At 40.1% G+C, this 21,035-nt stretch carries 20 protein-coding genes and 10 tRNA genes; 7 read left to right on the top strand and 23 right to left on the bottom strand.

The features are described 5' to 3' along the window. Nucleotides 1-16 precede the first annotated feature (16 nt). The 5 genes from AVFI_RS02065 to arcA all read right to left on the bottom strand — a co-directional run bounded on the left by AVFI_RS02065 (nucleotide 17) and on the right by arcA (nucleotide 4,535). Nucleotides 17-406: a RidA family protein gene (locus tag AVFI_RS02065; RefSeq protein WP_005417516.1), complete on the bottom strand. Its 390-nt coding sequence runs from the start codon at nucleotides 404-406 to the stop codon at nucleotides 17-19. Nucleotides 407-544: 138 nt separating this feature from the next. Next, nucleotides 545-1,009, bottom strand: a complete 465-nt coding sequence (pyrI, locus tag AVFI_RS02070; protein WP_011261195.1) for an aspartate carbamoyltransferase regulatory subunit — start codon at nucleotides 1,007-1,009, stop codon at nucleotides 545-547. A gap of 13 nt (nucleotides 1,010-1,022) precedes the next feature. Continuing rightward, nucleotides 1,023-1,952 carry an aspartate carbamoyltransferase gene (gene pyrB, locus AVFI_RS02075; protein WP_012533771.1) on the bottom strand — a complete coding sequence of 310 codons (930 nt, stop codon included), beginning with the start codon at nucleotides 1,950-1,952 and terminating at the stop codon, nucleotides 1,023-1,025. A gap of 245 nt (nucleotides 1,953-2,197) precedes the next feature. Beyond that, entirely contained in the window at nucleotides 2,198-3,202 is a 1,005-nt protein-coding gene (gene argF, locus AVFI_RS02080; RefSeq protein ID WP_065623151.1) for an ornithine carbamoyltransferase, read from the bottom strand. A 112-nt stretch (nucleotides 3,203-3,314) separates the two neighbouring features. Continuing rightward, nucleotides 3,315-4,535 (bottom strand): arginine deiminase, encoded by a 1,221-nt coding sequence (gene arcA / locus AVFI_RS02085; RefSeq protein ID WP_188863903.1) that lies wholly within the window; start codon nucleotides 4,533-4,535, stop codon nucleotides 3,315-3,317. 153 nt (nucleotides 4,536-4,688) lie between these two features. Here arcA and rraB point away from each other — a divergent pair, with 153 nt between their 5' ends. Next, nucleotides 4,689-5,105 carry a ribonuclease E inhibitor RraB gene (gene rraB, locus AVFI_RS02090; protein WP_005417527.1) on the top strand — a complete coding sequence of 139 codons (417 nt, stop codon included), beginning with the start codon at nucleotides 4,689-4,691 and terminating at the stop codon, nucleotides 5,103-5,105. 70 nt (nucleotides 5,106-5,175) lie between these two features. Beyond that, on the top strand, nucleotides 5,176-6,018 hold the full coding sequence (locus tag AVFI_RS02095) for a glycosyl hydrolase 2 galactose-binding domain-containing protein (protein ID WP_155662642.1): 843 nt from the start codon (nucleotides 5,176-5,178) through the stop codon (nucleotides 6,016-6,018). A gap of 249 nt (nucleotides 6,019-6,267) precedes the next feature. On the opposite strand, the gene AVFI_RS02100 is transcribed toward AVFI_RS02095, so the two are convergent. From AVFI_RS02100 to pepA, 3 genes are all read right to left on the bottom strand, one after another. Continuing rightward, nucleotides 6,268-9,141: a valine--tRNA ligase gene (locus tag AVFI_RS02100; protein WP_017018422.1), complete on the bottom strand. Its 2,874-nt coding sequence runs from the start codon at nucleotides 9,139-9,141 to the stop codon at nucleotides 6,268-6,270. Nucleotides 9,142-9,251: 110 nt separating this feature from the next. Next, on the bottom strand, nucleotides 9,252-9,695 hold the full coding sequence (locus AVFI_RS02105; RefSeq protein ID WP_005417533.1) for a DNA polymerase III subunit chi: 444 nt from the start codon (nucleotides 9,693-9,695) through the stop codon (nucleotides 9,252-9,254). 79 nt (nucleotides 9,696-9,774) lie between these two features. Then, nucleotides 9,775-11,283, bottom strand: coding sequence for a leucyl aminopeptidase (gene pepA, locus AVFI_RS02110; RefSeq protein WP_005417534.1), 1,509 nt, complete (start codon nucleotides 11,281-11,283; stop codon nucleotides 9,775-9,777). A gap of 189 nt (nucleotides 11,284-11,472) precedes the next feature. Between pepA and lptF the strand changes: the two genes are divergently transcribed. Both lptF and lptG read left to right on the top strand, forming a co-directional pair. Further along, a complete protein-coding gene (lptF, locus tag AVFI_RS02115) occupies nucleotides 11,473-12,585 on the top strand; it encodes an LPS export ABC transporter permease LptF (protein WP_188863902.1) in 1,113 nt (370 codons plus the stop codon). Next, the gene (lptG, locus tag AVFI_RS02120) at nucleotides 12,578-13,654 is read left to right on the top strand and encodes an LPS export ABC transporter permease LptG (RefSeq protein WP_017018421.1); all 1,077 of its coding nucleotides are present in this window, start codon (nucleotides 12,578-12,580) and stop codon (nucleotides 13,652-13,654) included. The genes lptF and lptG overlap by 8 nt, the downstream gene beginning before the upstream one ends. 74 nt (nucleotides 13,655-13,728) lie before the next feature. On the opposite strand, the gene AVFI_RS02125 is transcribed toward lptG, so the two are convergent. Further along, the gene (locus tag AVFI_RS02125) at nucleotides 13,729-14,193 is read right to left on the bottom strand and encodes an RDD family protein (RefSeq protein WP_012533244.1); all 465 of its coding nucleotides are present in this window, start codon (nucleotides 14,191-14,193) and stop codon (nucleotides 13,729-13,731) included. Between the two features lie 179 nt (nucleotides 14,194-14,372). Between AVFI_RS02125 and AVFI_RS02130 the strand changes: the two genes are divergently transcribed. Further along, nucleotides 14,373-14,457: transfer RNA gene (locus AVFI_RS02130), tRNA-Leu, on the top strand. Between the two features lie 128 nt (nucleotides 14,458-14,585). Here the strand turns inward: AVFI_RS02130 and AVFI_RS02135 are convergent. The 14 genes from AVFI_RS02135 to mutY all read right to left on the bottom strand — a co-directional run bounded on the left by AVFI_RS02135 (nucleotide 14,586) and on the right by mutY (nucleotide 18,987). Beyond that, nucleotides 14,586-14,843 carry a DUF2999 domain-containing protein gene (locus AVFI_RS02135; RefSeq protein ID WP_005417548.1) on the bottom strand — a complete coding sequence of 86 codons (258 nt, stop codon included), beginning with the start codon at nucleotides 14,841-14,843 and terminating at the stop codon, nucleotides 14,586-14,588. A 33-nt stretch (nucleotides 14,844-14,876) separates the two neighbouring features. Beyond that, nucleotides 14,877-15,263, bottom strand: a complete 387-nt coding sequence (locus AVFI_RS02140; protein WP_011261207.1) for a diacylglycerol kinase — start codon at nucleotides 15,261-15,263, stop codon at nucleotides 14,877-14,879. Between the two features lie 110 nt (nucleotides 15,264-15,373). Further along, nucleotides 15,374-15,449: transfer RNA gene (locus AVFI_RS02145), tRNA-Asn, on the bottom strand. 6 nt (nucleotides 15,450-15,455) lie between these two features. Continuing rightward, nucleotides 15,456-15,531 (bottom strand) — tRNA-Phe (locus AVFI_RS02150). A 7-nt stretch (nucleotides 15,532-15,538) separates the two neighbouring features. Next, nucleotides 15,539-15,614 (bottom strand) — tRNA-Thr (locus AVFI_RS02155). A 73-nt stretch (nucleotides 15,615-15,687) separates the two neighbouring features. Beyond that, a tRNA-Asn gene (locus AVFI_RS02160) sits at nucleotides 15,688-15,763 on the bottom strand. Nucleotides 15,764-15,796: 33 nt separating this feature from the next. Beyond that, nucleotides 15,797-15,872, bottom strand: a tRNA-Thr gene (locus AVFI_RS02165). A gap of 41 nt (nucleotides 15,873-15,913) precedes the next feature. Further along, a tRNA-Asn gene (locus AVFI_RS02170) sits at nucleotides 15,914-15,989 on the bottom strand. Nucleotides 15,990-15,995: 6 nt separating this feature from the next. Continuing rightward, nucleotides 15,996-16,071 (bottom strand) — tRNA-Phe (locus tag AVFI_RS02175). A 7-nt stretch (nucleotides 16,072-16,078) separates the two neighbouring features. Beyond that, nucleotides 16,079-16,154: transfer RNA gene (locus AVFI_RS02180), tRNA-Thr, on the bottom strand. A gap of 75 nt (nucleotides 16,155-16,229) precedes the next feature. Continuing rightward, nucleotides 16,230-16,305 (bottom strand) — tRNA-Phe (locus AVFI_RS02185). Nucleotides 16,306-16,414: 109 nt separating this feature from the next. Beyond that, nucleotides 16,415-17,551: a membrane-bound lytic murein transglycosylase MltC gene (gene mltC, locus AVFI_RS02190; RefSeq protein ID WP_005417550.1), complete on the bottom strand. Its 1,137-nt coding sequence runs from the start codon at nucleotides 17,549-17,551 to the stop codon at nucleotides 16,415-16,417. A 108-nt stretch (nucleotides 17,552-17,659) separates the two neighbouring features. After that, a complete protein-coding gene (locus AVFI_RS02195; RefSeq protein ID WP_005417551.1) occupies nucleotides 17,660-17,932 on the bottom strand; it encodes an oxidative damage protection protein in 273 nt (90 codons plus the stop codon). A gap of 2 nt (nucleotides 17,933-17,934) precedes the next feature. Next, the gene (gene mutY / locus AVFI_RS02200; protein WP_155662643.1) at nucleotides 17,935-18,987 is read right to left on the bottom strand and encodes an A/G-specific adenine glycosylase; all 1,053 of its coding nucleotides are present in this window, start codon (nucleotides 18,985-18,987) and stop codon (nucleotides 17,935-17,937) included. Nucleotides 18,988-19,231: 244 nt separating this feature from the next. Here mutY and trmB point away from each other — a divergent pair, with 244 nt between their 5' ends. Together trmB and glsB are read left to right on the top strand one after the other, a co-directional pair. Continuing rightward, nucleotides 19,232-19,948, top strand: a complete 717-nt coding sequence (trmB, locus tag AVFI_RS02205) for a tRNA (guanosine(46)-N7)-methyltransferase TrmB (RefSeq protein WP_054775632.1) — start codon at nucleotides 19,232-19,234, stop codon at nucleotides 19,946-19,948. Nucleotides 19,949-20,031: 83 nt separating this feature from the next. Continuing rightward, nucleotides 20,032-20,952 (top strand): glutaminase B, encoded by a 921-nt coding sequence (gene glsB / locus AVFI_RS02210; protein WP_012533640.1) that lies wholly within the window; start codon nucleotides 20,032-20,034, stop codon nucleotides 20,950-20,952. Nucleotides 20,953-21,035: the final 83 nt, after the last annotated feature.

Genomic DNA, 21,035 nt, shown 5'->3' on the forward strand with positions numbered 1-21,035 from the left:
TTAATTTAGTGTTCGATTATTTACGAACTGCAATAGCTTCGATTTCGATACCAACATCTTTTGGTAGACGAGCTACTTCAACACAAGAGCGAGCAGGGTAGTTTGCAACTTTGTGTTCATCGAAGAAGTTACCATATACTTCGTTTACTGTGCCAAAGTCATTAAGATCTTTTACAAAAACTGTCATTTTTACAATGTCAGATACAGTTAGGCCTGAAGCTTCAACAACGGCTTTTACGTTCTCTAGTGATTGGCGTGCTTGCTCAGCGATATCGTCAGATACTTCACCTGTTGCAGGGTTTACAGGGATTTGGCCTGAAGTTAGTACCATATTACCAAGGTCAACACCTTGAATATATGGGCCAATAGCTGCTGGTGCATTATCTGTATGAAGAACTTTAGTCATTGTTATGATTCCTTTTTGAAATAAAGTAAGTCTAAGGAGCAATAGACCTTAGAAGCATTACGATTGTTCAATATAAAACAAATAACCGTAAGAAAACAGCCCCGAGAATATCGAGGCTGAGAAGAGAATCAAATTTAATTAATTTAAGTCTGTGACTACTTCACGTGAGTATACTTTCTCACAGTATTTGCATTTCAGATGAATATCTTCTTTCTTTGTTAGAACTTTGAAGCTGCTGTCTACCGGCTCACCGTGAGTAATACAGTTACTGTTTGGACACTCAAAAACACCCGTGATCTGTTCTGGTAGTACTAATGGTATTTTCTTTACTACTTCATAGTTCTCAATCTGGTTAACTGTTGCATGCGGTGCATATAATGCAAGCTTGCTTGCCTGTTCTGGAGTAATAAATGTGTTTTCAATTTTTAATAAATCTTTTGCACCAAGCGCTGATGAAGGTAAATTCAAACCTACAGTCACACGCTCTGCACTTTTATCCATTTGGAATAATTTAAGCACTTTAATCCCAATATTAGCGGGAATATGATCGATTACCGTACCGTTGTTGATTGCTTCAACACGTAATTGAGTTTTGTTAGCCATGGTATTCTCTCCCTTAAAGTGTTTCATTTAAAACTAAAGCCAATAGAGCTTGGCGAGCATAAACACCATTTTCGGCTTGTTGGAAATAGTAAGCGTGTGGTGTTGCATCAACGTCAGTATCAATTTCATCAACACGTGGCAGTGGATGCAGAACTTTTAGGTTTTCGCGTGCAGGCTGTAGATTTTCAGCTGAAAGAATATATGCAGACTTGATGTGCGCGTATTCAGATTCATCAAAACGCTCTTTCTGTACTCGAGTCATGTATAGAATATCAAGCTCAGGAATTGCATCATCCATGCTTTCAACCAGTTGGTACTCAATGCCTAATTCATCAAGTTCTTCGCAAATGTAGTCCGGCATCGCTAATACTTCAGGAGCAATAAAGAAGAACTTAATACCTTCAAATTTAGCTAACGCTTGGGTCAGAGAATGGACTGTACGACCGTATTTCAAATCACCAACAAAAGCGACGTTTAGGTTGTCTAAGCGGCCTTGAGTTTCATAAATGGTGTAAAGATCTAAGAGCGTTTGAGTTGGGTGTTGGTTTGCACCGTCACCAGCATTAATTACAGGTGTACCGTTTGAGAATTCAGACGCTAAGCGTGCAGCCCCTTCTTGTGGGTGACGCATAACGTAGGCATCTGCGTATGAGGTAATGATTTGAACTGAATCCGCTAGCGTTTCTCCTTTTTGTGCAAGAGATGTATTGCCAGCGGTATCGAAACCAATCACCGAACCACCTAAACGTTGGATGGCAGTTTCAAATGAAAGACGGGTACGAGTTGATGCTTCGAAGAAACAACTCGCCACGATTTTATTTTTCAATAAATCAGGTTGAGGTTCTTTTTTTATCTTCCCTGCCGTTTCAACGATCAGCTCTAACTCTTGACGAGAAAGCTCTGGAATAGAAATGATATGCTTTTGATATAGCGAGTTAGCCATGTCTCTCTTCCCTTATGTATTATATTGAAATCAAAAAAAAGCCCCCTAATAAATAGGAGGCTTTAAAAATTGGGTTGATTAGGAAAATAAAAAAATAGGGGACCACCACATTTTTTCAATGTAGCTACTCGGTCGACCGCTGTATGAAGATAAGTTAATAACATCATAATTCCCTAATAAATTGGGCGGGATTATACTCGTATCAAATTCCTAAGCAAGCGTTTGCATCAAAAATTTGTATCCAATTAACTACCAAGTGTTGCAACCATAACCGCTTTAATTGTATGCATACGGTTTTCTGCTTCATCAAAAACAATGGAATACTCAGATTCAAAGACATCTTCTGTAACTTCTAAGCCATTCATACCGTACTTCTCGGCAATCTCTTTACCAAGTGTCGTTTCATCATTATGAAAAGCCGGTAAGCAGTGCATGAATTTTACATTAGGGTTTTCAGTGGCTTTGATAACATCCATATTGATTTGATAAGGAGTCATTAAAGCAACGCGCTCATCCCAAGCTTCAGGTGCTTCACCCATCGAAACCCACACATCGGTATAAAGGAAGTCACAACCTTTAACGCCTTCTGTAACCTCGTCAGTTAACACAATTTTTGCACCAGTTTGTAATGCAATTTCTTGGCATTGAGCAACTAGCTCTTCTTCAGGCCAGAACTGTTTTGGTGCAACAAGGCGAATTTCCATTCCCATTTTTGCTGCTCCAACCATTAGAGAATTCCCCATGTTGTTGCGAGCATCACCAAGGTAGGCAAACGTAATTTGGTTAAGCTGCTTTCCATTTGCATATTCTTGCATTGTTAGAAAATCAGCCAAGATTTGAGTCGGATGGAATTCATCCGTTAATCCGTTCCATACAGGTACTCCTGCATATTGACCTAATTCTTCAACAATCGTTTGACCAAAACCACGATATTCAATGCCATCGTACATGCGACCTAGTACTCGAGCTGTATCCTTCATAGATTCTTTATGACCAATCTGGGAGCCTGAAGGTCCAAGGTAAGTGACTTTAGCTCCTTGATCAAAGGCTGCAACTTCAAAGGCACAGCGAGTACGTGTTGATGACTTCTCAAAAATTAACGCAATGTTTTTTCCAACTAAACGAGGTTGTTCATAACCTGAGTATTTTGCTTTTTTCAGTTCAGCAGATAACTCAAGTAGATGGGCGATCTCTTTAGGGGTGAAATCTAATAGTTTTAAAAAGTTTCTATTACGTAAATTAAAAGCCATCATGTGCTCCTTGCCAAAAAATCAATCCAGTGATTTATAGTTATATATAAAAATTCATTAAATGTGAATATTTATTTTAATTTATTTAATGTGTATATGTTTTTGTTGGGAGTTAAATACCGTCTCTTTCTATTGGACAACTCATGCACCTAGCGCCTCCACGACCTCGCCCTAACTCATCACCGGTAATAGGAAGGACATGAATACCTGCTTTGTCGTATTTCTCATTGGTGTAGGTGTTTCGTTCATAAGCAACCACAACACCGGGTTTAATGGTTAAAACATTATTTGCATCGTGCCATTGTTCACGCTCAGCTTCATAGCTATCCCCACCCGTTGTAATAATATTTAAGTTATCCAATTCTAATGCTGACATTAATACATTTTGGAAATTAGGCATTTCTTTAATATCTAAATGCTGCTCTCCACAAGGGGTGATTGACCAGCACCCCATATTTTTATCAATGACTCTTGGGTAAACAGAAAAAACGTTGTGATCCATATGCGTCATTACTGTATCTAGATGCATGCATGAACGGTCTTCGGGTAATTTAATGGCAATGACTTGTTTTGCTTGATGGGTTCTAAACAGTTGTTTGGCTAAGTTTTCAATGCCTTGAGGAGTTGTGCGCTCAGAGATACCGACTAATACATTCCCTTTACCAATAACCAAAACATCCCCACCTTCAATGGTTGCATTATCGTAATAGCGGTTTTCATCTTCAAAATAACGTGCAAAATCTTGATTGGAAAAAAGTGGATGCCAACGATAGATGGCTCTTAAATGATTGGATTCTCTTTTACGAGCAGCCTTCGCCATAGGGTTAATTGATACACCACCATAAATCCAACATGAGGTGTCGCGAGTAAACAAATGATTTGGTAATGGGTCGATGACAAAATCAAATGGATCACTTAATTGTTGAAGCATAGAAGGTGCTTTAAACGGAAGTTCAATGAAAGCTAAACCTCCCAATAAAATAGAAGCTAGCTCTTTATTGCTATGCTCAAGTAAGAAAGCTCGGATTTGATTGGCGAAAGTAGGACCGAATCGATAGTGTGAAATTTGATGTCTAAGAAGCCACTCTTTTGCTTCTGGATTTTCTAATGTTTGTTCTAATAAATCCTGAAGTAAGAGTACATCGACGCCTTGGTTTTTCAAGGTTTTAACAAATTGGTCGTGCTCTAAAAGGGCTTTTTCTACTGATAGCACATCATCAAAAAGTAAGTTGTGACAATTAGTTGGAGTTAAATGACTGAGTGCTCGTTCAGGACGATGAAGAATAACACGGCGTAGTTGACCAATTTCAGAGCCAACAAATAATTTATTCATAAGATTCCTTTCTTTAATATTCTTGTTGCGCAGCTATCATACCGTATAGATGTTAATTTTTCTTTACTTATTGAAGTGCTAGGGGATTTGCTTAGTACAGGCTATAATGACTGAGTCTTATTTTTTTATTACATACAGTGTGGAGCATTAACTATGTCTCAAGAAGATGAATATCTATCGGTTGAACAATTTCTTGAATTACAAAAAGCAGAAACTCGTGAAATTATCGAGTCGCTAAAAGCCGATGGTAGTGAGCCTGATGCACTGTATGCGATTGAGCACCATTTAATGGCTGAAGATTTTAAAGCACTTGAAAATGCAGTTGTTGAAGCATTTAAAATGGGCTTTGAAGTATTAGAAGCTGAAGAGCTAGAAGATGAAGATGGTGCTAAAATCTTATGTTGTGATGCCGTGATGGATTCGGCATTAGACGCAGAAGTAATCGATGCTCAAGTTGAAAAGTTAGTAAATCTTGCTGAAAAGTACGACATCATTTATGACGGTTGGGGTACTTACTACGAAGGCGAAGATGCTGAGTACGATGTGATTGAAGATGGTGATGAAGATTAATTCATAACCACTAAAGAACATAGATGCCCTAGATGTGAATCATGTCTGGGGCATTTTTTTAAGGATGAATATGACGATAAACTCAAGAATTATATTAAATAATGAGCAGGCCTTATGGCAGTTGTCGCCATTAACAGAAACATCATTACCCATTAGAGATATTCCTATTCAGCAAGGGATAAGTTCTGCTTTTGATGAGCTCTCTTTACTACAAGTTGAAGCTCAAGAGTGGCATTTAATGCGTTATTTTGATGTTGATGAAACACTATTGAATTATCCTGCAATCGAACTTGTTATGAGCGGGGTGTCTCGTTATGCCGAAGTGCGTATCAATGGTGTTGCGGTATTTGATTGTACGGAAAAAATGACTCGCTACCGTAAAGACATTAAAGAGTATCTTCAAGTGGGTGGGAACCGATTTGAAGTGTTGTTTTTACAAGAAGACGAGGATGATTGGCTCATTGACGATGAAAGTGAGACTAAGCTTTGTAATATTAATCAGGCTTATCATCGTCGATTTGGTGCTGTTCAGGATATCGATATTAAAGAAGATATTGGTGTCTTTGGTGTGTGTTTTCTTCAGCCTATTTCACATCTCGCTTTAAATCACATCACTATTGAACAAATTTGGCACCATGGGTGTGAGTTAAAAGTGAATGTGTTTTTTCAAACGTATAAAGCCAATTTGATATCAGCAAGCATTAAGTTTGATGGTATGACTTTGACGATTCCTGTTGATGTTCGTAGTGATCAAGTATCAGCTCTTTTTCAGGTTGAAGCACCCAAGTATTGGAGTGATGAGAAGCCCAATTCGGACAATTTATATCGTGTAGAAATTACTCTTGATGGGCAGTTGCACGAGTTGGAGTTTGGTTTGTGTGAAACGGAAAACGTGATTCATTTTCCCTTGTAGTAATACTAATCCCATTAATTATCTGAACATGATTATACCAATTCCATTAATTAGTTGTTCATTATTACTGGTTAAATCACTCAATAGTTGCGTTAAAAATTATTATTGTAGAATAACTACTTATAAGAATTTTTGCCTTACTCTTAAGTGATTTTCCTGCGTAATAAATAGATCACCTAATTAGTTACATTGGTATAAATAAAAAAGGTCGATGCATTAGCATCGACCTTTTATTTTGCTTGCTTTACATTATAGTGCAGCGATAGTTTCTTGTTGAGCTTCTAGTTTTACTAGAGTCTCTTGGTAACCTTCCAGTTTTTCACGTTCTTTAGCAATAACTGCTTCAGGTGCTTTTGCAACAAAACCTTCGTTGCTTAGTTTACCTTCGATACGTTTGATTTCACCTTGAGTTTTCTTCACTTCACCAGCAAGACGAGCAAGTTCTGCATCTTTATCGATAAGACCTGCCATTGGGATCATAAGCTCTGATTTACCAACAAGAGAAGTTGCACATGCAGGTGTTTCTTCACCGTTTGCAAGTACTTTGATTTCATCCAGTTTAGCAAGAGAAGAAAGCACAACTTTGTTTGCTTCAATACGAGCAGCGTCTTTCTCATCAGCTACTTTAATCATTACTTCTAAGCCTTTGCTTGGTGCAATGTCGTATTCAGCACGTAAGTTACGAATGCTTGTAATGAACGCTTTAACCCACTCAAGATCAGCAACCACATCAGCATTGAAGTTTTCTTCGTTAAACTGAGGAAGTGCTTGAGTCATGATTGTGTCGCCTTCAACACCATCTACTAGCGGTTTCACGCTCTGCCAGATAGATTCTGTGATGTAAGGAAGAACAGGGTGAGCAAGACGCAAAGTCTTCTCTAGCACTGTGATCAGCATGTAGCGAGTTGCTTGCTGCTGAGCTTCTGTTCCTTTCCATAGAACTGGTTTAGTTAGCTCTAGGTACCAGTCACAGAATTGGTTCCAGATGAATTCGTAAAGCGTGTTTGCTGCCATATCTAGACGGTAGTTGTCTAGGTGAGCATTAAACTCTTTTGCTGCAAGTTCAAACTGAGATTCAATCCACTTATCAGCTAGAGAGAATTCCATGTTTGCACGTTCTTCAACAGACAGTGACATGCCACAATCGTGCTCTTCTGTATTCATTAGTACGTAACGGCTTGCGTTCCATAGTTTGTTACAGAAGTTACGGTAACCTTCAAGACGTTTCATATCCCAGTTGATGTCACGGCCAGTTGAAGCCATAGCAGCAAGAGTGAAACGTAGTGCATCTGTACCGTATGGTTCGATACCGTTTTCAAAAGTCTTACGAGTGTTCTTTTCGATCTTCTTAGCTAGTTGAGGCTGCATCATGTTACCACAACGTTTTTCAACTAGAGATTCAAGGTCGATACCATCGATCATATCGATAGGATCAAGTACGTTACCCTTAGACTTCGACATTTTGTCGCCGTTTTCATCACGGATTAGGCCTGTTACGTAAACTGTCTTGAATGGTACTTGTGCTTTACCATTTTCATCTTTGTTGAAGTGCATGGTCATCATGATCATACGTGCAACCCAGAAGAAGATGATGTCGAAGCCAGTTACTAAAACATCTGAAGGGTGGAATGTTTTCAGATCTTCAGTTTGCTCAGGCCAGCCTTGAGTACCGAATGTCCATAATGCAGAAGAGAACCATGTATCAAGTACATCGTCGTCTTGGCGTAGAACGATTACAGGCGCAAGGTTGTTGTTAGCACGTACTTCTTCTTCAGTACGACCAACATATACATTACCGTCGTTATCGTACCAAGCTGGGATACGGTGGCCCCACCAAAGTTGACGGGAGATACACCAGTCTTGAATGTCACGCATCCAAGAGAAGTACATGTTTTCGTATTGCTTAGGAACGAACTGGATCTCACCATCTTCAACCGCTTTAACTGCAGGTTCAGCAAGAGGTGCTGCACGTACATACCATTGGTCAGTTAGCATTGGTTCGATAACTACACCACCACGGTCGCCGTAAGGAACGGTTAGATCATGATCCTTGATTTCTTCAAGAAGGCCTAGTTCTTCAAATTCAGCAACGATAGCTTTACGAGCTTCGAAACGCTCCATACCTTGGTATTTAGCTGGAATTTCTGTTGAGTAAACATCGCTTGCTTCACCGTTGGTTGTGAATACTTCTGCAGATTCACGGATATCAGCGTTGAAGGTTAGGATGTTGATCATTGGCAGTTGGTTACGTTTACCAACTTCGTAGTCATTGAAATCGTGCGCAGGAGTGATCTTCACACAACCTGTGCCTTTTTCCATGTCCGCGTGCTCATCACCTACGATAGGGATCAGACGGTTAACGATAGGAAGTAGGATTTCTTTGCCGATAAGATCTTTGTAACGAGGATCTTCTGGGTTTACAGCAACACCTGTATCACCAAGCATGGTTTCAGGACGAGTTGTTGCAACAACGATGTAGTCTTTGCCTTCAGCTGTCTTAACGCCATTTGCTAGCGGATAGCGGAAGTGCCACATGTGGCCTTTTTTGTCTTTGTTTTCAACTTCAAGATCAGAAATTGCAGTGTGCAGTTTTGGATCCCAGTTTACTAGACGCTTACCACGGTAGATTAGGTCATCTTCGTATAGACGAACAAACACTTCTTGAACAGCGTTAGATAGGCCATCATCCATAGTGAAACGCTCACGGTCCCAGTCTACAGATGCACCTAGACGACGAAGCTGCTTAGTGATTGTGCCACCAGATTCGTTTTTCCATTCCCAGATTTTGTCGATGAAAGCATCACGGCCGTAGTCGTGTTTTGTTTTGCCTTCTTCAGCAGCAATCTTACGCTCAACAACCATTTGAGTTGCGATACCAGCGTGGTCTGTACCAACCTGCCAAAGCGTATTTTTACCTTTCATACGCTCAGCACGGATTAGAGTATCCATGATTGTATCTTGGAAAGCGTGACCCATGTGTAAGCTACCTGTGACGTTCGGTGGCGGGATCATGATGCTGTAAGCTTCTTTTGAAGTGTCACCGTGTGGCTTAAAATAGCCTTTTTCTTCCCAAGTCTGGTACAGAGCTTGTTCTATCGATTGCGGGTTATATGTCTTTTCCATAGTGTTCGTCACGAATATCTCTATTAAAAAGTGGAATGCCAAATATCATAATTAATGGCTCATTATTAAAAAGAATAAATATATGAGTCATTTAGCTATGATGATTGGCATCATTTCAGTATCTCGGTTTGCATGGCTCGGCCTGCATTTCGGTATATTTTATACCTTTCTCGAGCTTGTTGTTTGCTTTTTTCTTCGCAAGGTACGAAGTCTACCACTTGAGCAAAGGAAACAGCAAAACTTGCGACCTCTTGAGCTAAATTAATTAACACATGACGGCGTCCTGATGAGCGTAATGTTCCCCAACCAATTTCGATAGGGGAGCCTGATTTTGGTCCCTCTCCGACTAAATTGTGCGGTGTAAATTCTGATACATCATATTGCCAAAGTGCTTCATCAATCAGCAAGGCTTGTTCTTTATCTTGGGCTAATACATACACTCGTGCATTTTGAGAGTAATAATAGTGAGCAAGCTGACACACAAATTTTAGCTGACCATCAGTGGTTGCAGCTGGAGATGTGGGTTCTAAAACATAAAACAGGGCTTGGCTCATAAACTCTCTTAAGCGGATAAATAGTACGTATTAAAAAAGGGCCTCAATATAGGCCCTTTATATCATAAAACGAATTGGTTTATTCTTCGTTTTCTTGGCCTGAACGATTCAGTAAGAATTGGACAAGCAATGAGACTGGTCGGCCTGTTGACCCTTTATTTGCACCAGAGACCCAAGCAGTACCTGCACTGTCAATATGAGCCCAGTGGTATTTCTTAGCAAAACGAGAAAGGAAACAGCCTGCAGTAATAGTACCTGCAGCTTTGCCACCGATATTACCCATATCTGCAAATGGGCTGCTTAGTTGCTCGTTGTACTCTTCAGCCATTGGTAGGCGCCAAGCACGGTCACCCGATTGTTCAGACGCATTAATTAGCTCATGAGCAAGTGGATTGTGATTCGAAATCAAACCGCTGATGTGGTGACCAAGAGCAACAACACATGCACCAGTTAATGTTGCGACATCAACCACACATTCAGGTTCATAACGTTCAACATAAGTCAGCGCATCACAAAGCACTAGTCGACCTTCAGCATCGGTATTTAATACTTCAACCGTTTGGCCTGACATCGTAGTTAGAATATCACCTGGACGGTATGAGTTGCTGCTTGGCATGTTTTCACAGCCAGCAAGTACACCAACAACGTTTAGTGGTAAGTTCAGTTTAGCTAGTGCTTTCATTGCGCCAAATACGGAAGCTGCACCACACATGTCGTATTTCATTTCATCCATGCCTTCGCTTGGCTTAATTGAAATACCGCCTGAATCAAACGTTAAACCTTTACCAATTAGAACGATTGGTTTAGCTGTTGGATCTGGGTGGCCTTTGTATTCCATGATAGACATCATAGATTCGTTGTGAGACCCCTGACCAACCGCTAAGTAAGAGGTCATGCCTAGCTTTTTCATTTCCTCTTCGCCAATGATCTTGGTGGTTACGGTTTCGTAATCATCAGCAAGACGACGAGCTTGAGAAGCAAGATAAGCTGGGTTTGCTACGTTTGGTGGCATGTTGCCTAAATCTTTCGATGCTTTAACACCAGAAGCAATAGATAAACCATGAGCAATCGCTTTTTCACCTAAGTTAAGTTCACGGCGAGTCGGAACATTGAAGACTAACTTACGTAATGGGCGACGAGTCTCAGGCTTATTGCTCTTAAATTGATTAAAGGTATATAAGCTGTCTTTTGTCGATTCAACGGCTTGGCGTACTTTCCAGTACGTATCGCGACCTTTAACGTGAAGCTCTGTAAGGAAACATACTGCTTCCATAGAGCCTGTTTCATTTAGTGTGCTGATAGTTTTTTTGATGATATCTTTATATTGACGCTCACCAAGTTCACGTTCTTTACCACAACCAACTAATAAAACACGCTCCGAAAGAATGTTTGGCACTTGGTGCAATAGCAACATCTGGCCTGGCTTTCCTTCAAGATCACCACGACGAAGTAGTGAACTTATGTAGCCGCCACTGATTTTATCAAGCTGCTCAGCTATTGGAGATAAACGACGTGGTTCAAAGACACCAACAACGATACAAGCGCTGCGTTGTTTCTCTGGACTACCACTTTTTACACTGAACTCCATGCGTACTCCTACATCCTAAAGACAAATAGAACTAAATGTTAGATAATGGGTAAAATCTAGCAAGATACTGTAATATTCGTATACTAATTTCACAGGCTAACATTCAGCCAAAGATTAAAAAATAAATGGTTAACACGGAAATTATAGTGATTCTGGCAAAAATACAAGTTTTCTATAGGTAGATTCGACGTGATTATTATTAGATATTTGATCAAGGAGACATTAAAGAGTCAATTTGCGATCTTTTTTGTACTTTTTTTGATCTTCATGAGTCAAAAATTTATTAGTGTGTTAGCTGACGCATCGGATGGGGATATTCCTGGTGGTTTGATTCTTTCCCTTGTGGGATTGAATATGCCTGCGATGGGACTATTAATGCTGCCGCTTAGTATATTTATCGGTATCTTACTGACGTTTGGTCGCCTTTATGCGGAGAGTGAAATCACCGTAATGAATGCAACGGGTATGGGAAACTCCATTCTAATTCGAGCGGCATTATACCTTGCGTTAATTACAGGCGCTGCTGCTACTTTTAACTCACTTTGGTTATCTCCTTGGAGCCAAGAAAAAACCACACAGTTAATGGAAACTGTCGAATCCGATGCTGGTGTAGACTTGTTGCAAAAAGGACAGTTTCAACGATCTCCTGATGGAAAAGCTGTCGTATTTATTGATGATATTAGCAATAAAAATGGCAAAGAGCTGCGCCACATATTTTTAGCACAACCCGTTCCGCATGACTCTTTACGCCCAAGTGTATTGGTTGCTGATAAAGGGGTAGTGAAAGAGCTTAAAGATGGCCGTCAGGTGTTAGAGCTTCAGGATGGAACTCGCTATGAGGGCATCCCAACTCGTCTAGATTACTTAGAAAGTAATTTTAAGTCTTATGAAGTTCTGATTGGACAAAAAGAAGTTAAAGAAAAACGTCGTGATTGGGACGCTATTCCAACGCTTGATTTAATGAAGCGTCCAGAATTAGAAGCGAAAGCAGAATTGCAATGGCGTATCTCTCTAATTATTTGTATTCCATTATTAACAATGGTGGTTGTGCCTCTCTCTGCCGTAAACCCTCGTCAGGGACGTTTTGCTAAACTTGGGCCAGCAGTTTTGCTTTACTTGGCTTACTTCTTATCATTAAGTGCGGGCAAATCAGCGATAGAAGATGGTGGCCTTGCCCCTTCTCTTGGTTTATGGGCAATTAATGCAACATTGTTGTTAGTTGGTATTATTCTTAACTCCATGGACAGTGTTTTTGTTAGACAAATAAAAGATAAAATGCGGAGAAAACCAAAGAATGTTTAAGATTTTAGATTGGTATATTGGCCGTACGATTATTGCCACCTCAGCTCTATGTTTGGTGACGCTAGTTGGTTTATCTTCGATCATTAAATACGTAGAACAATTACGAAAAGTAGGGCGAGGAACTTACGATCTACTTGATGCATTGTATTTTGTAATTTTAAGTATGCCTCGTGATATTGAGATGTTTTTCCCAATGGCTGCACTACTTGGGGCTTTAATCGGTTTGGGTATGCTTGCGGCTAGTTCTGAATTAGTCGTTATGCAAGCGGCGGGTTATTCAAAGTTAAGCATCGGTGTTTCAGTGTTAAAAACTGCAATACCATTAATGCTAATGGTAATGGCATTAGGACAATGGGGCGCACCTCAAGCACAGAAAATGGCTCGTGATTTACGTACTTTTGAAGTTTCAGGCGGTAATATCGCAGCAGTCAGAGCTGGCGTGTGGGCAAAAGATGCTGATGATTTCATTTATTTAGCTCGAGTAGAAAATAAAGAAAAGCTGTATGGCGTAACGGTTTGGCAATTTAATGATAATCAAGAGCTAAATAACGTTATTTTTGCACGCACAGCAACGTATCAGGCTGCTCAAGATGACTGGAAAATGAATGATGTATCGATTACTCAAATGAAAGATAAGGCAGTGATCAGTGAAAAGAAAGTCGATTCTTTAGATTGGTCAACAACCTTAACGCCAGACAAATTAGCAGTCGTAACCGTGAAACCAGAAGAGCAGTCATTAACTGGACTTTATGATTACGTGAATTACTTAAAAGATTCAGAGTTGGATGCGTCACGTTATGAATTGGCTTTCTGGCGTAAAGCACTGCAGCCAATTTCGGTAGCGGTAATGATGCTACTTGCTCTGTCATTCGTATTTGGTCCATTACGAAGTGTGACCATGGGTGCTCGTATTTTATCTGGTGTGATTGCAGGCTTTACGTTTTATATTTCTAATGAAGTATTTGGACCAATGACCCTGGTGTATAACATACACCCCATATTCGGTGCACTAGGGCCAAGTTTGGTCTTTTTAGCCGTGACTGTCGGTTTGTTAAATAGAAAATTATAATATTTACTTAAATAAAAAGGAGATGCATTAAAAATGTATCTCCTTTTTTTGTATTTAATTTTTTGTGCTTAGTACTAAATCGCTTTATCTAAAACAACAACGCGCGTTTTTGCCCATGTATCTTGGAAGGCTGAGTTATCGTGAGAGATAAATACTAATAAGTTGCCTAAACCAAATGCCGATGTGGACATACGGATAATAGCTTGGGTTAGTGTGATAGGGGATCCATCAAGTTGTTGTACTTGTAGTTTCCATGCTCGCATTCCAAGAGTTTGGCCTTTACACCAAAAGTAAGCAAAGAAGCCAACGAAAACAGAAACAAGAGTAACAGGGTAAAGGTTACGCCATAGTGGGTCGTGATTGAGATAAGAACTCACATCTGGAAATTCACCGTAACTAATAATGCCTGCGCCATAAAGCATTTCAAGCGTTGCCACAATAGCGCCACCAGTTAGCATCATCACAGCACTAATGATTAAGGTATCGTAAAACCATGCTCCCATACGGCGCATAAAGCCAGCTTGTTTTTGAGTGTTCATTTTTTCTTCCATAAATTAAAAAACTGACAGCAGTATAACGACTGTGAGGGAAAAAATGAAAATCAGATTGTAAATAAGTGCTGCTTATTTCAGCAAACAAAAAACTAAGAGTAATAAAGAGCTTGCGCCAAGATCATCTCTGAGTATAATCAATCACATCAAGCAGCAATGCTGATAAAGCCGGTATGGTGAAATTGGTATACACGACGGATTCAAAATCCGTTGCCTTCGGGCGTGGCGGTTCAAGTCCGCCTACCGGTACCATATTTAAACGATAAAGCCTCGATGAAAATCGGGGCTTTGTTGTATCTGGAGAATAGAAATTTAATTATCCTATTCATAATAAAAAGCCCCAACCGAAGTCAGGGCTCTAGTATCACTAGTCAAAAGCGTTACTGATTTTCATCAAGCTTTGCTTTTGCTTCTTCAACTTTAGAAAAATCCAAACCAAGTTCTTCAACGGCTTCTTTAATTAAAGCTGGATTACTCATTACTAACATCATCAATGGCTGTAATTTCTCTTGTGGAATACCAAGAGATTGAATGGTTGCCATTGCTGCGAATGGGTTCTGTGTTAGTGTTTGGAACACTTCTGCGATTTGTTCATCGCTTACATTATGTTCTTTTAGTGTTTGAATAATTGGATTCATTTAAATATGCCTTAATAATTATTGGAATTGGTATTAAAGATAATGACTTCCTAAAATCATTAACCAAGTAAAGCCTGCAAAGCACAGAGCGACGAATACAGCCGCAGAACCAATATCTTTAGCTCTTCCACTTAATTCGTGGTGTTCTGGCCCTATACGGTCAACTACCGCTTCAATAGCTGAGTTTAAAAGCTCAATCATAAAGATAAGAACAAACACACCAACTAATAAGATTTTTTCAACGACAGTGACATCCAGCAGTAAAGCGATAGGCGTTGCAATCACTAACATAGCAAATTCTTGGCGAACGGCTGCTTCATGTTTGAATGCGGCTTTTAATCCTTGGATTGAGAATCCAGTAGCTTTAATAATGCGTTTGATCCCAGTGTTCCCTGGTTTACCTGATGGTACGTCTGTCATGATGTAGCCTTAACGATATACATAATACAAAGGAGTGGGGTATGGTAGTGCTGAGATTAAGAAATGACAAGCATAAAAAAAGCCTCATCAGATGATGAGGCTTTTTAATATGGCTCCCTTTGCTGGACTTGAACCAGCGACATACGGATTAACAGTCCGCCGTTCTACCGACTGAACTAAAAGGGAATTGTATGGTGCCTCGAGGCGGAATCGAACCACCGACACGAGGATTTTCAATCCTCTGCTCTACCGACTGAGCTATCGAGGCAAAAGAATGGTGCCGACTACCGGAGTCGAACTGGTGACCTACTGATTACAAGTCAGTTGCTCTACCTACTGAGCTAAGTCGGCACACTATATTCTTATGCTGTTACTGATGTTTCTTCAGTAACTAAAACCTTGTTATAAACAAAGCTTTAAAATGTGGCTCCCTTTGCTGGACTTGAACCAGCGACATACGGATTAACAGTCCGCCGTTCTACCGACTGAACTAAAAGGGAACAGGTTTTGTTTTCTTCTTTTAAGGGAAGAAATGGTGCCGACTACCGGAGTCGAACTGGTGACCTACTGATTACAAGTCAGTTGCTCTACCTACTGAGCTAAGTCGGCACGTATTTTTTATTAATCTTTAGGTGAAAGATTAAATTGTTTGGCTCCCTTTGCTGGACTTGAACCAGCGACATACGGATTAACAGTCCGCCGTTCTACCGACTGAACTAAAAGGGAATTGTATGGTGCCTCGAGGCGGAATCGAACCACCGACACGAGGATTTTCAATCCTCTGCTCTACCGACTGAGCTATCGAGGCAAAAGAATGGTGCCGACTACCGGAGTCGAACTGGTGACCTACTGATTACAAGTCAGTTGCTCTACCTACTGAGCTAAGTCGGCACACTAAATTCTTTTGACTATTCGTGATTTAGAGTTTAATTATAAACTTAAAACAACACCAACAATCTTATTGTATGGTGCCCGGAGGCGGAATCGAACCACCGACACGAGGATTTTCAATCCTCTGCTCTACCGACTGAGCTATCCGGGCAACGAGCGCTATTAAACGGATTTTTACCCTCAGCGTCAACTTTTTTTTTCAAAATAGTCCGTTTTTTTGATTGTTTGATTGAATATTCAGCGAATGGCCTGTTTTATGGCTAAAACTTTCCCGAATTAAACTCTTTTTTAAAGGCGGTAACTTTTTCTAAGTAGCGTCTGGCCTCTGCATTTTTGTGCTTTTTGGTTAATGCCCAGTACACTTGGTTGGGTTGTAGACTGTTTATGTCATTGATTGCACGACTTCTGCTGCTACTAAATGTATTAAATACGCCTCCAGCGCCACCATTGTAGGCGGAGATCATGCTGTATTGTTTTGATGTTGGGTGACGAATGTCTTTTAAATAACGAGTTTTTAAAATATGAAAGTAAGCCGTTCCCGTATCAATATTATTGTAAGGATTAAATAAATACTCAGGAGTTGGATCTCCTGATTTGTTTTTAACTAACTTAAATACATCACGACCAGCAGTTTTTGGTACAACCTGCATTAAACCATAAGCATTAGCCCAACTTACCGCATACGGGTTAAAACTACTTTCAGTTCGAATGATTGAATAAATGAGATCTTCAGGAATATCATATTTTAATGATGCTTTACGTACGATATCAGCATACTTGTATTCTCGGAGTTGAGTATGGTTTTTTACCATTGGAATATCGACGTAGTATGCTTTTTTATAATCGACATTTTTTTGTTTTAAATGATGTGCAATTAAATAATCTGCGTAACGACTGGCACGCCATGACCATTCAATTGGTTTTTTATCTTGATCTAAGACTTGTTGATATAAGAAGGGTTTGCCACCTAAGGTAACATCAGCATCAGAATAAAGGTCAACACTGGCAGGGTCTTCCGGTGTCAAAAGGGTGGTAATGATGGCTTGACGTAAATGCGCTTTAGGGTCAGTACCTGCAACCGTTTCGACGGTAACTCGACCATTAGTGAAATCCACTTGAGAGCGGCTTAAATACCCATCAGTGTATTTTACATAGGAGCGCTTACCAGCCGTAACAAGGTTTTTCTTACCCCAACGTTTTTCGATATTGCCATTGAAACTACTTATTAAACTATCTAATGCTTTAATATCTTTGGTGAATTGTCCAGGGAGTGGAGCTAGATTTTTAGCAAAGCGGTTGGTTGTATCGTAATTTACACCAAAAGTAGATTCTATTGATTCTCGACTACAACTGGTAAGAAGAAGACAGGTCGAGGCGATCAGTATAATTTTTTTCATAAAGGCAATATAGATTGAGAACTCGATAATAAGGTTAACGGCAGGTTTAACTTTGACTTAATAGCATAAAATTAAAGCAGCCAAATGACTGCTTTAATGTAAAAGTGATTATTCACTTGGAGGAGTGTAACCATCGATAACAACATCTTTGCCATCAAATAGGAAACCTTCCATTTCTGTTTCTAGAAGTTTACGGTGCTCAGGATCCATCATGTTCAATTTCTTTTCATTGATCAGCATGGTTTGCTTGTGTTGCCATTGTCCCCAAGCTTCTTTGGAGATGTTGTCAAAAATACGCTTACCTAGTTCGCCAGGGTAAAGTTGAAAGTCTAGGCCATCGGCTTCTTTATTTAAACGAACGCAAAACACTGTGCGGCTCATGGTTATTCTCCATTAGAAATTTCGTACGGTAGGGCATCCAATAATTTTTGAACTGGTGCAGCTAACCCTACCGTCATCGGTTGATATAAGTTATACCAAACTCCACGCGTTCCTTCCATTATCATGTTCGGTTTCTTCGCAAGAGTGATAAGTACAGGGGTAATATCAAGATGGTAGTGGCTAAAAGTATGGCGAAAAGCGATTAACTGTTGTTTTGATGCTATTTTAAAACCATAGCCTTCTGATAACTCATCAAGTGTATTTGTTGGTTGCTCGGGAAAACAAAATAATCCTCCCCAAATGCCACTTTGTGGTCTCTGCTCTAACCAAACTTCGCCATCATGATAGTAAATAGCAAACCACGCTTCTTTAACGGGTTTCTCTTTCTTTGGCTTTTTGGTCGGAAAGTCTAATTGTCTATCTTGGGCTTTTGCTTGGCAAAGAGCGTTTACTGGGCACAACTCACATTTAGGTTTGGAGCGTGTACATACCATTGCTCCCATATCCATCATTGCTTGGTTATAGCGCTCAACACCTTGCTTTGGAGTATGAGTTTCAGCTACTGCCCACATTTCATTCTCAACGCTTTTTTTTCCTGGCCAGCCTTCAATTGCGAAACAGCGAGATAATGTTCTTTTAACGTTACCATCAAGAATTGGATGATGCTGTTGTAAAGAAAGCGATAAAACAGCGCCGGCTGTTGAGCGACCAATACCAGGCAGTGCAATTACATCATCAATATCTGTAGGGAAAATACCATTATATTGTTCAGCAATGATTTGTGCCGTTTTATGTAAATTACGAGCACGAGCGTAATAGCCTAGCCCTGTCCATAAGTGAAGAACTTCATCTTGCTCGGCATGTGCTAAATCAACGATTGTTGGAAAACGTGCCATGAAGCGTTCGAAGTAAGGGATAACGGTAGTGACTTGGGTTTGTTGTAGCATGATTTCCGATAACCATACTTTATAAGGCGTTTTTTCTAACTGCCAAGGCAGCGTTTTTCGACCGTAATTATCGTACCATTCTAAAATAGCTTGAGAGAAAGACGTCATGACATGCTCATTCATTTTTATAATTCTAGAGATTGCACCACACTGTGATGAGTTTGTACACCCGATAGAAAGTAAGGATATATATTTGCTTTGAAGGTAAACCAATCGTAATTGTGTGTTAGATAAATTAAGTCTAAAGCGATTTATAATGGGAAAACGAAAGATAATACTTGAACACTGGGCTAAACTTTGGATAATGCCGGATCCACAATCCTTGTTCAGAGAATAACCAGGCAATCCAATCATGACTGAAGTGACTAAAAATGATTTTACCGAAGAAGGTAAAATTGTTCGTAAAATCCGTAGCTTTGTTCGCCGTGAAGGGCGTTTAACTAAAGGCCAAGAAGGTGCTATCCAAGAATGTTGGCCTAGCATGGGTATTGATTTTGTAGAGCAAATGCTTGATTGGAATGAAGTGTTTGGTAACAACAATCCAGTTGTTCTTGAAATCGGTTTTGGTATGGGCGCATCTCTTGTTGAGATGGCTAAAAACGCTCCAGAGAAAAACTTCTTAGGTATCGAAGTTCACCGTCCAGGTGTTGGCGCATGTCTTGCGGCAGCAAAAGAAGCGGGCGTAACTAACCTACGTGTTATGTGTCATGATGCAGTTGAAGTATTTGAATCAATGATCCCTGATTCATCTGTAAATACTCTACAACTTTTCTTCCCTGACCCATGGCATAAAGCGCGTCACCATAAGCGCCGTATCGTTAAAGCTGAGTTTGCTGAAATGATCCGTCCTAAGTTAATCCAAGGTGGTATCTTCCACATGGCAACTGACTGGGAAAATTACTCAGAGCATATGATTGAAGTAATGAATGCTGCACCGGGTTATGAAAACATTGCCATTGATGGTGATTTCATTCCTCGTCCAGATGAGCGTCCATTAACTAAGTTTGAAGCTCGTGGCCACCGTTTAGGCCATGGCGTTTGGGATATTAAATTCCGTCGTAACGCATAGTTAGTATTGTTATAATACAACATAATTAAAGCCAACCTGAGTGTTGGCTTTTTTGTCCTTGCTGTCAAAAGGAAGTAGAAATAATGAAGCCAACCAAACAAATACTCGAAGATATTTTGGATGAAGTTCGTCCTCTTATTGGTCAAGGTAAAGTTGCTGATTACATTCCTGCTCTTGCTTGCGTTCCTAATGATAAGTTGGGTATTGCAGTATTTACCAATGATGGTGAAATGCTCACAGCAGGTGATGCGACAGAGTGTTTTTCTATTCAATCTATTTCAAAAGCGCTCAGTTTGACGTTGGCGATGGAACTGTATCAACCAGAAGAGTTATGGCAACGAGTTGGTAAAGAGCCTTCTGGACAAGCATTTAATTCTCTTATTCAGCTTGAGATGGAACAAGGTGTGCCTCGCAACCCCTTCATAAATGCAGGGGCGATTGTTATTTCAGATATGCTGTACAGTCGCTTTTCTGCTCCAAAGCACCGATTATTAGAGTTTGTTCGTAAGCTTTCAGGTAATGAGCATATTATTTATGATCGCGTGGTGGCTAATTCGGAAATGGATCATAGTGATCGAAATGCTTCTATTGCTTATTTGATGCGATCGTTTGGTAATTTTGATAATGAAGTTATGCCAGTCTTAAAGAACTATTTTCATGCATGTGCATTGAGTATGAACTGCGTAGATTTGGCGCGTACTTTTGGTTATTTAGCCAATAAAGGCATTCAACCCGGGATCAGTGAGCCTATTGTGACCCCAATGCAATGTAAGCAGATTAATGCATTAATGGCGACTTGTGGTTTATATGATGGCGCAGGTGAGTTTGCTTATCGTGTTGGTATGCCTGGAAAGTCAGGTGTTGGTGGCGGCATTATTGCTATCGTTCCTGGTGAAATGACCATTGCAGTATGGTCACCAGAGCTTGATCCATCAGGTAACTCGCTTGCAGGTACTAAAGCATTAGAGTTGCTTTCAGAACGTATCGGTCGTTCGATATTTTAAGATAAGAGCCGGGTTAAGGACGGTCGCAAGCTCCCTAAAGGTTTCAGGAAAAGATTCTTTGCTCTTACTGAAACCTTTAAGCG

Source organism: Aliivibrio fischeri ATCC 7744 = JCM 18803 = DSM 507, from assembly GCF_023983475.1.
GTDB classification, from domain to species: Bacteria; Pseudomonadota; Gammaproteobacteria; order Enterobacterales; family Vibrionaceae; genus Aliivibrio; species Aliivibrio fischeri.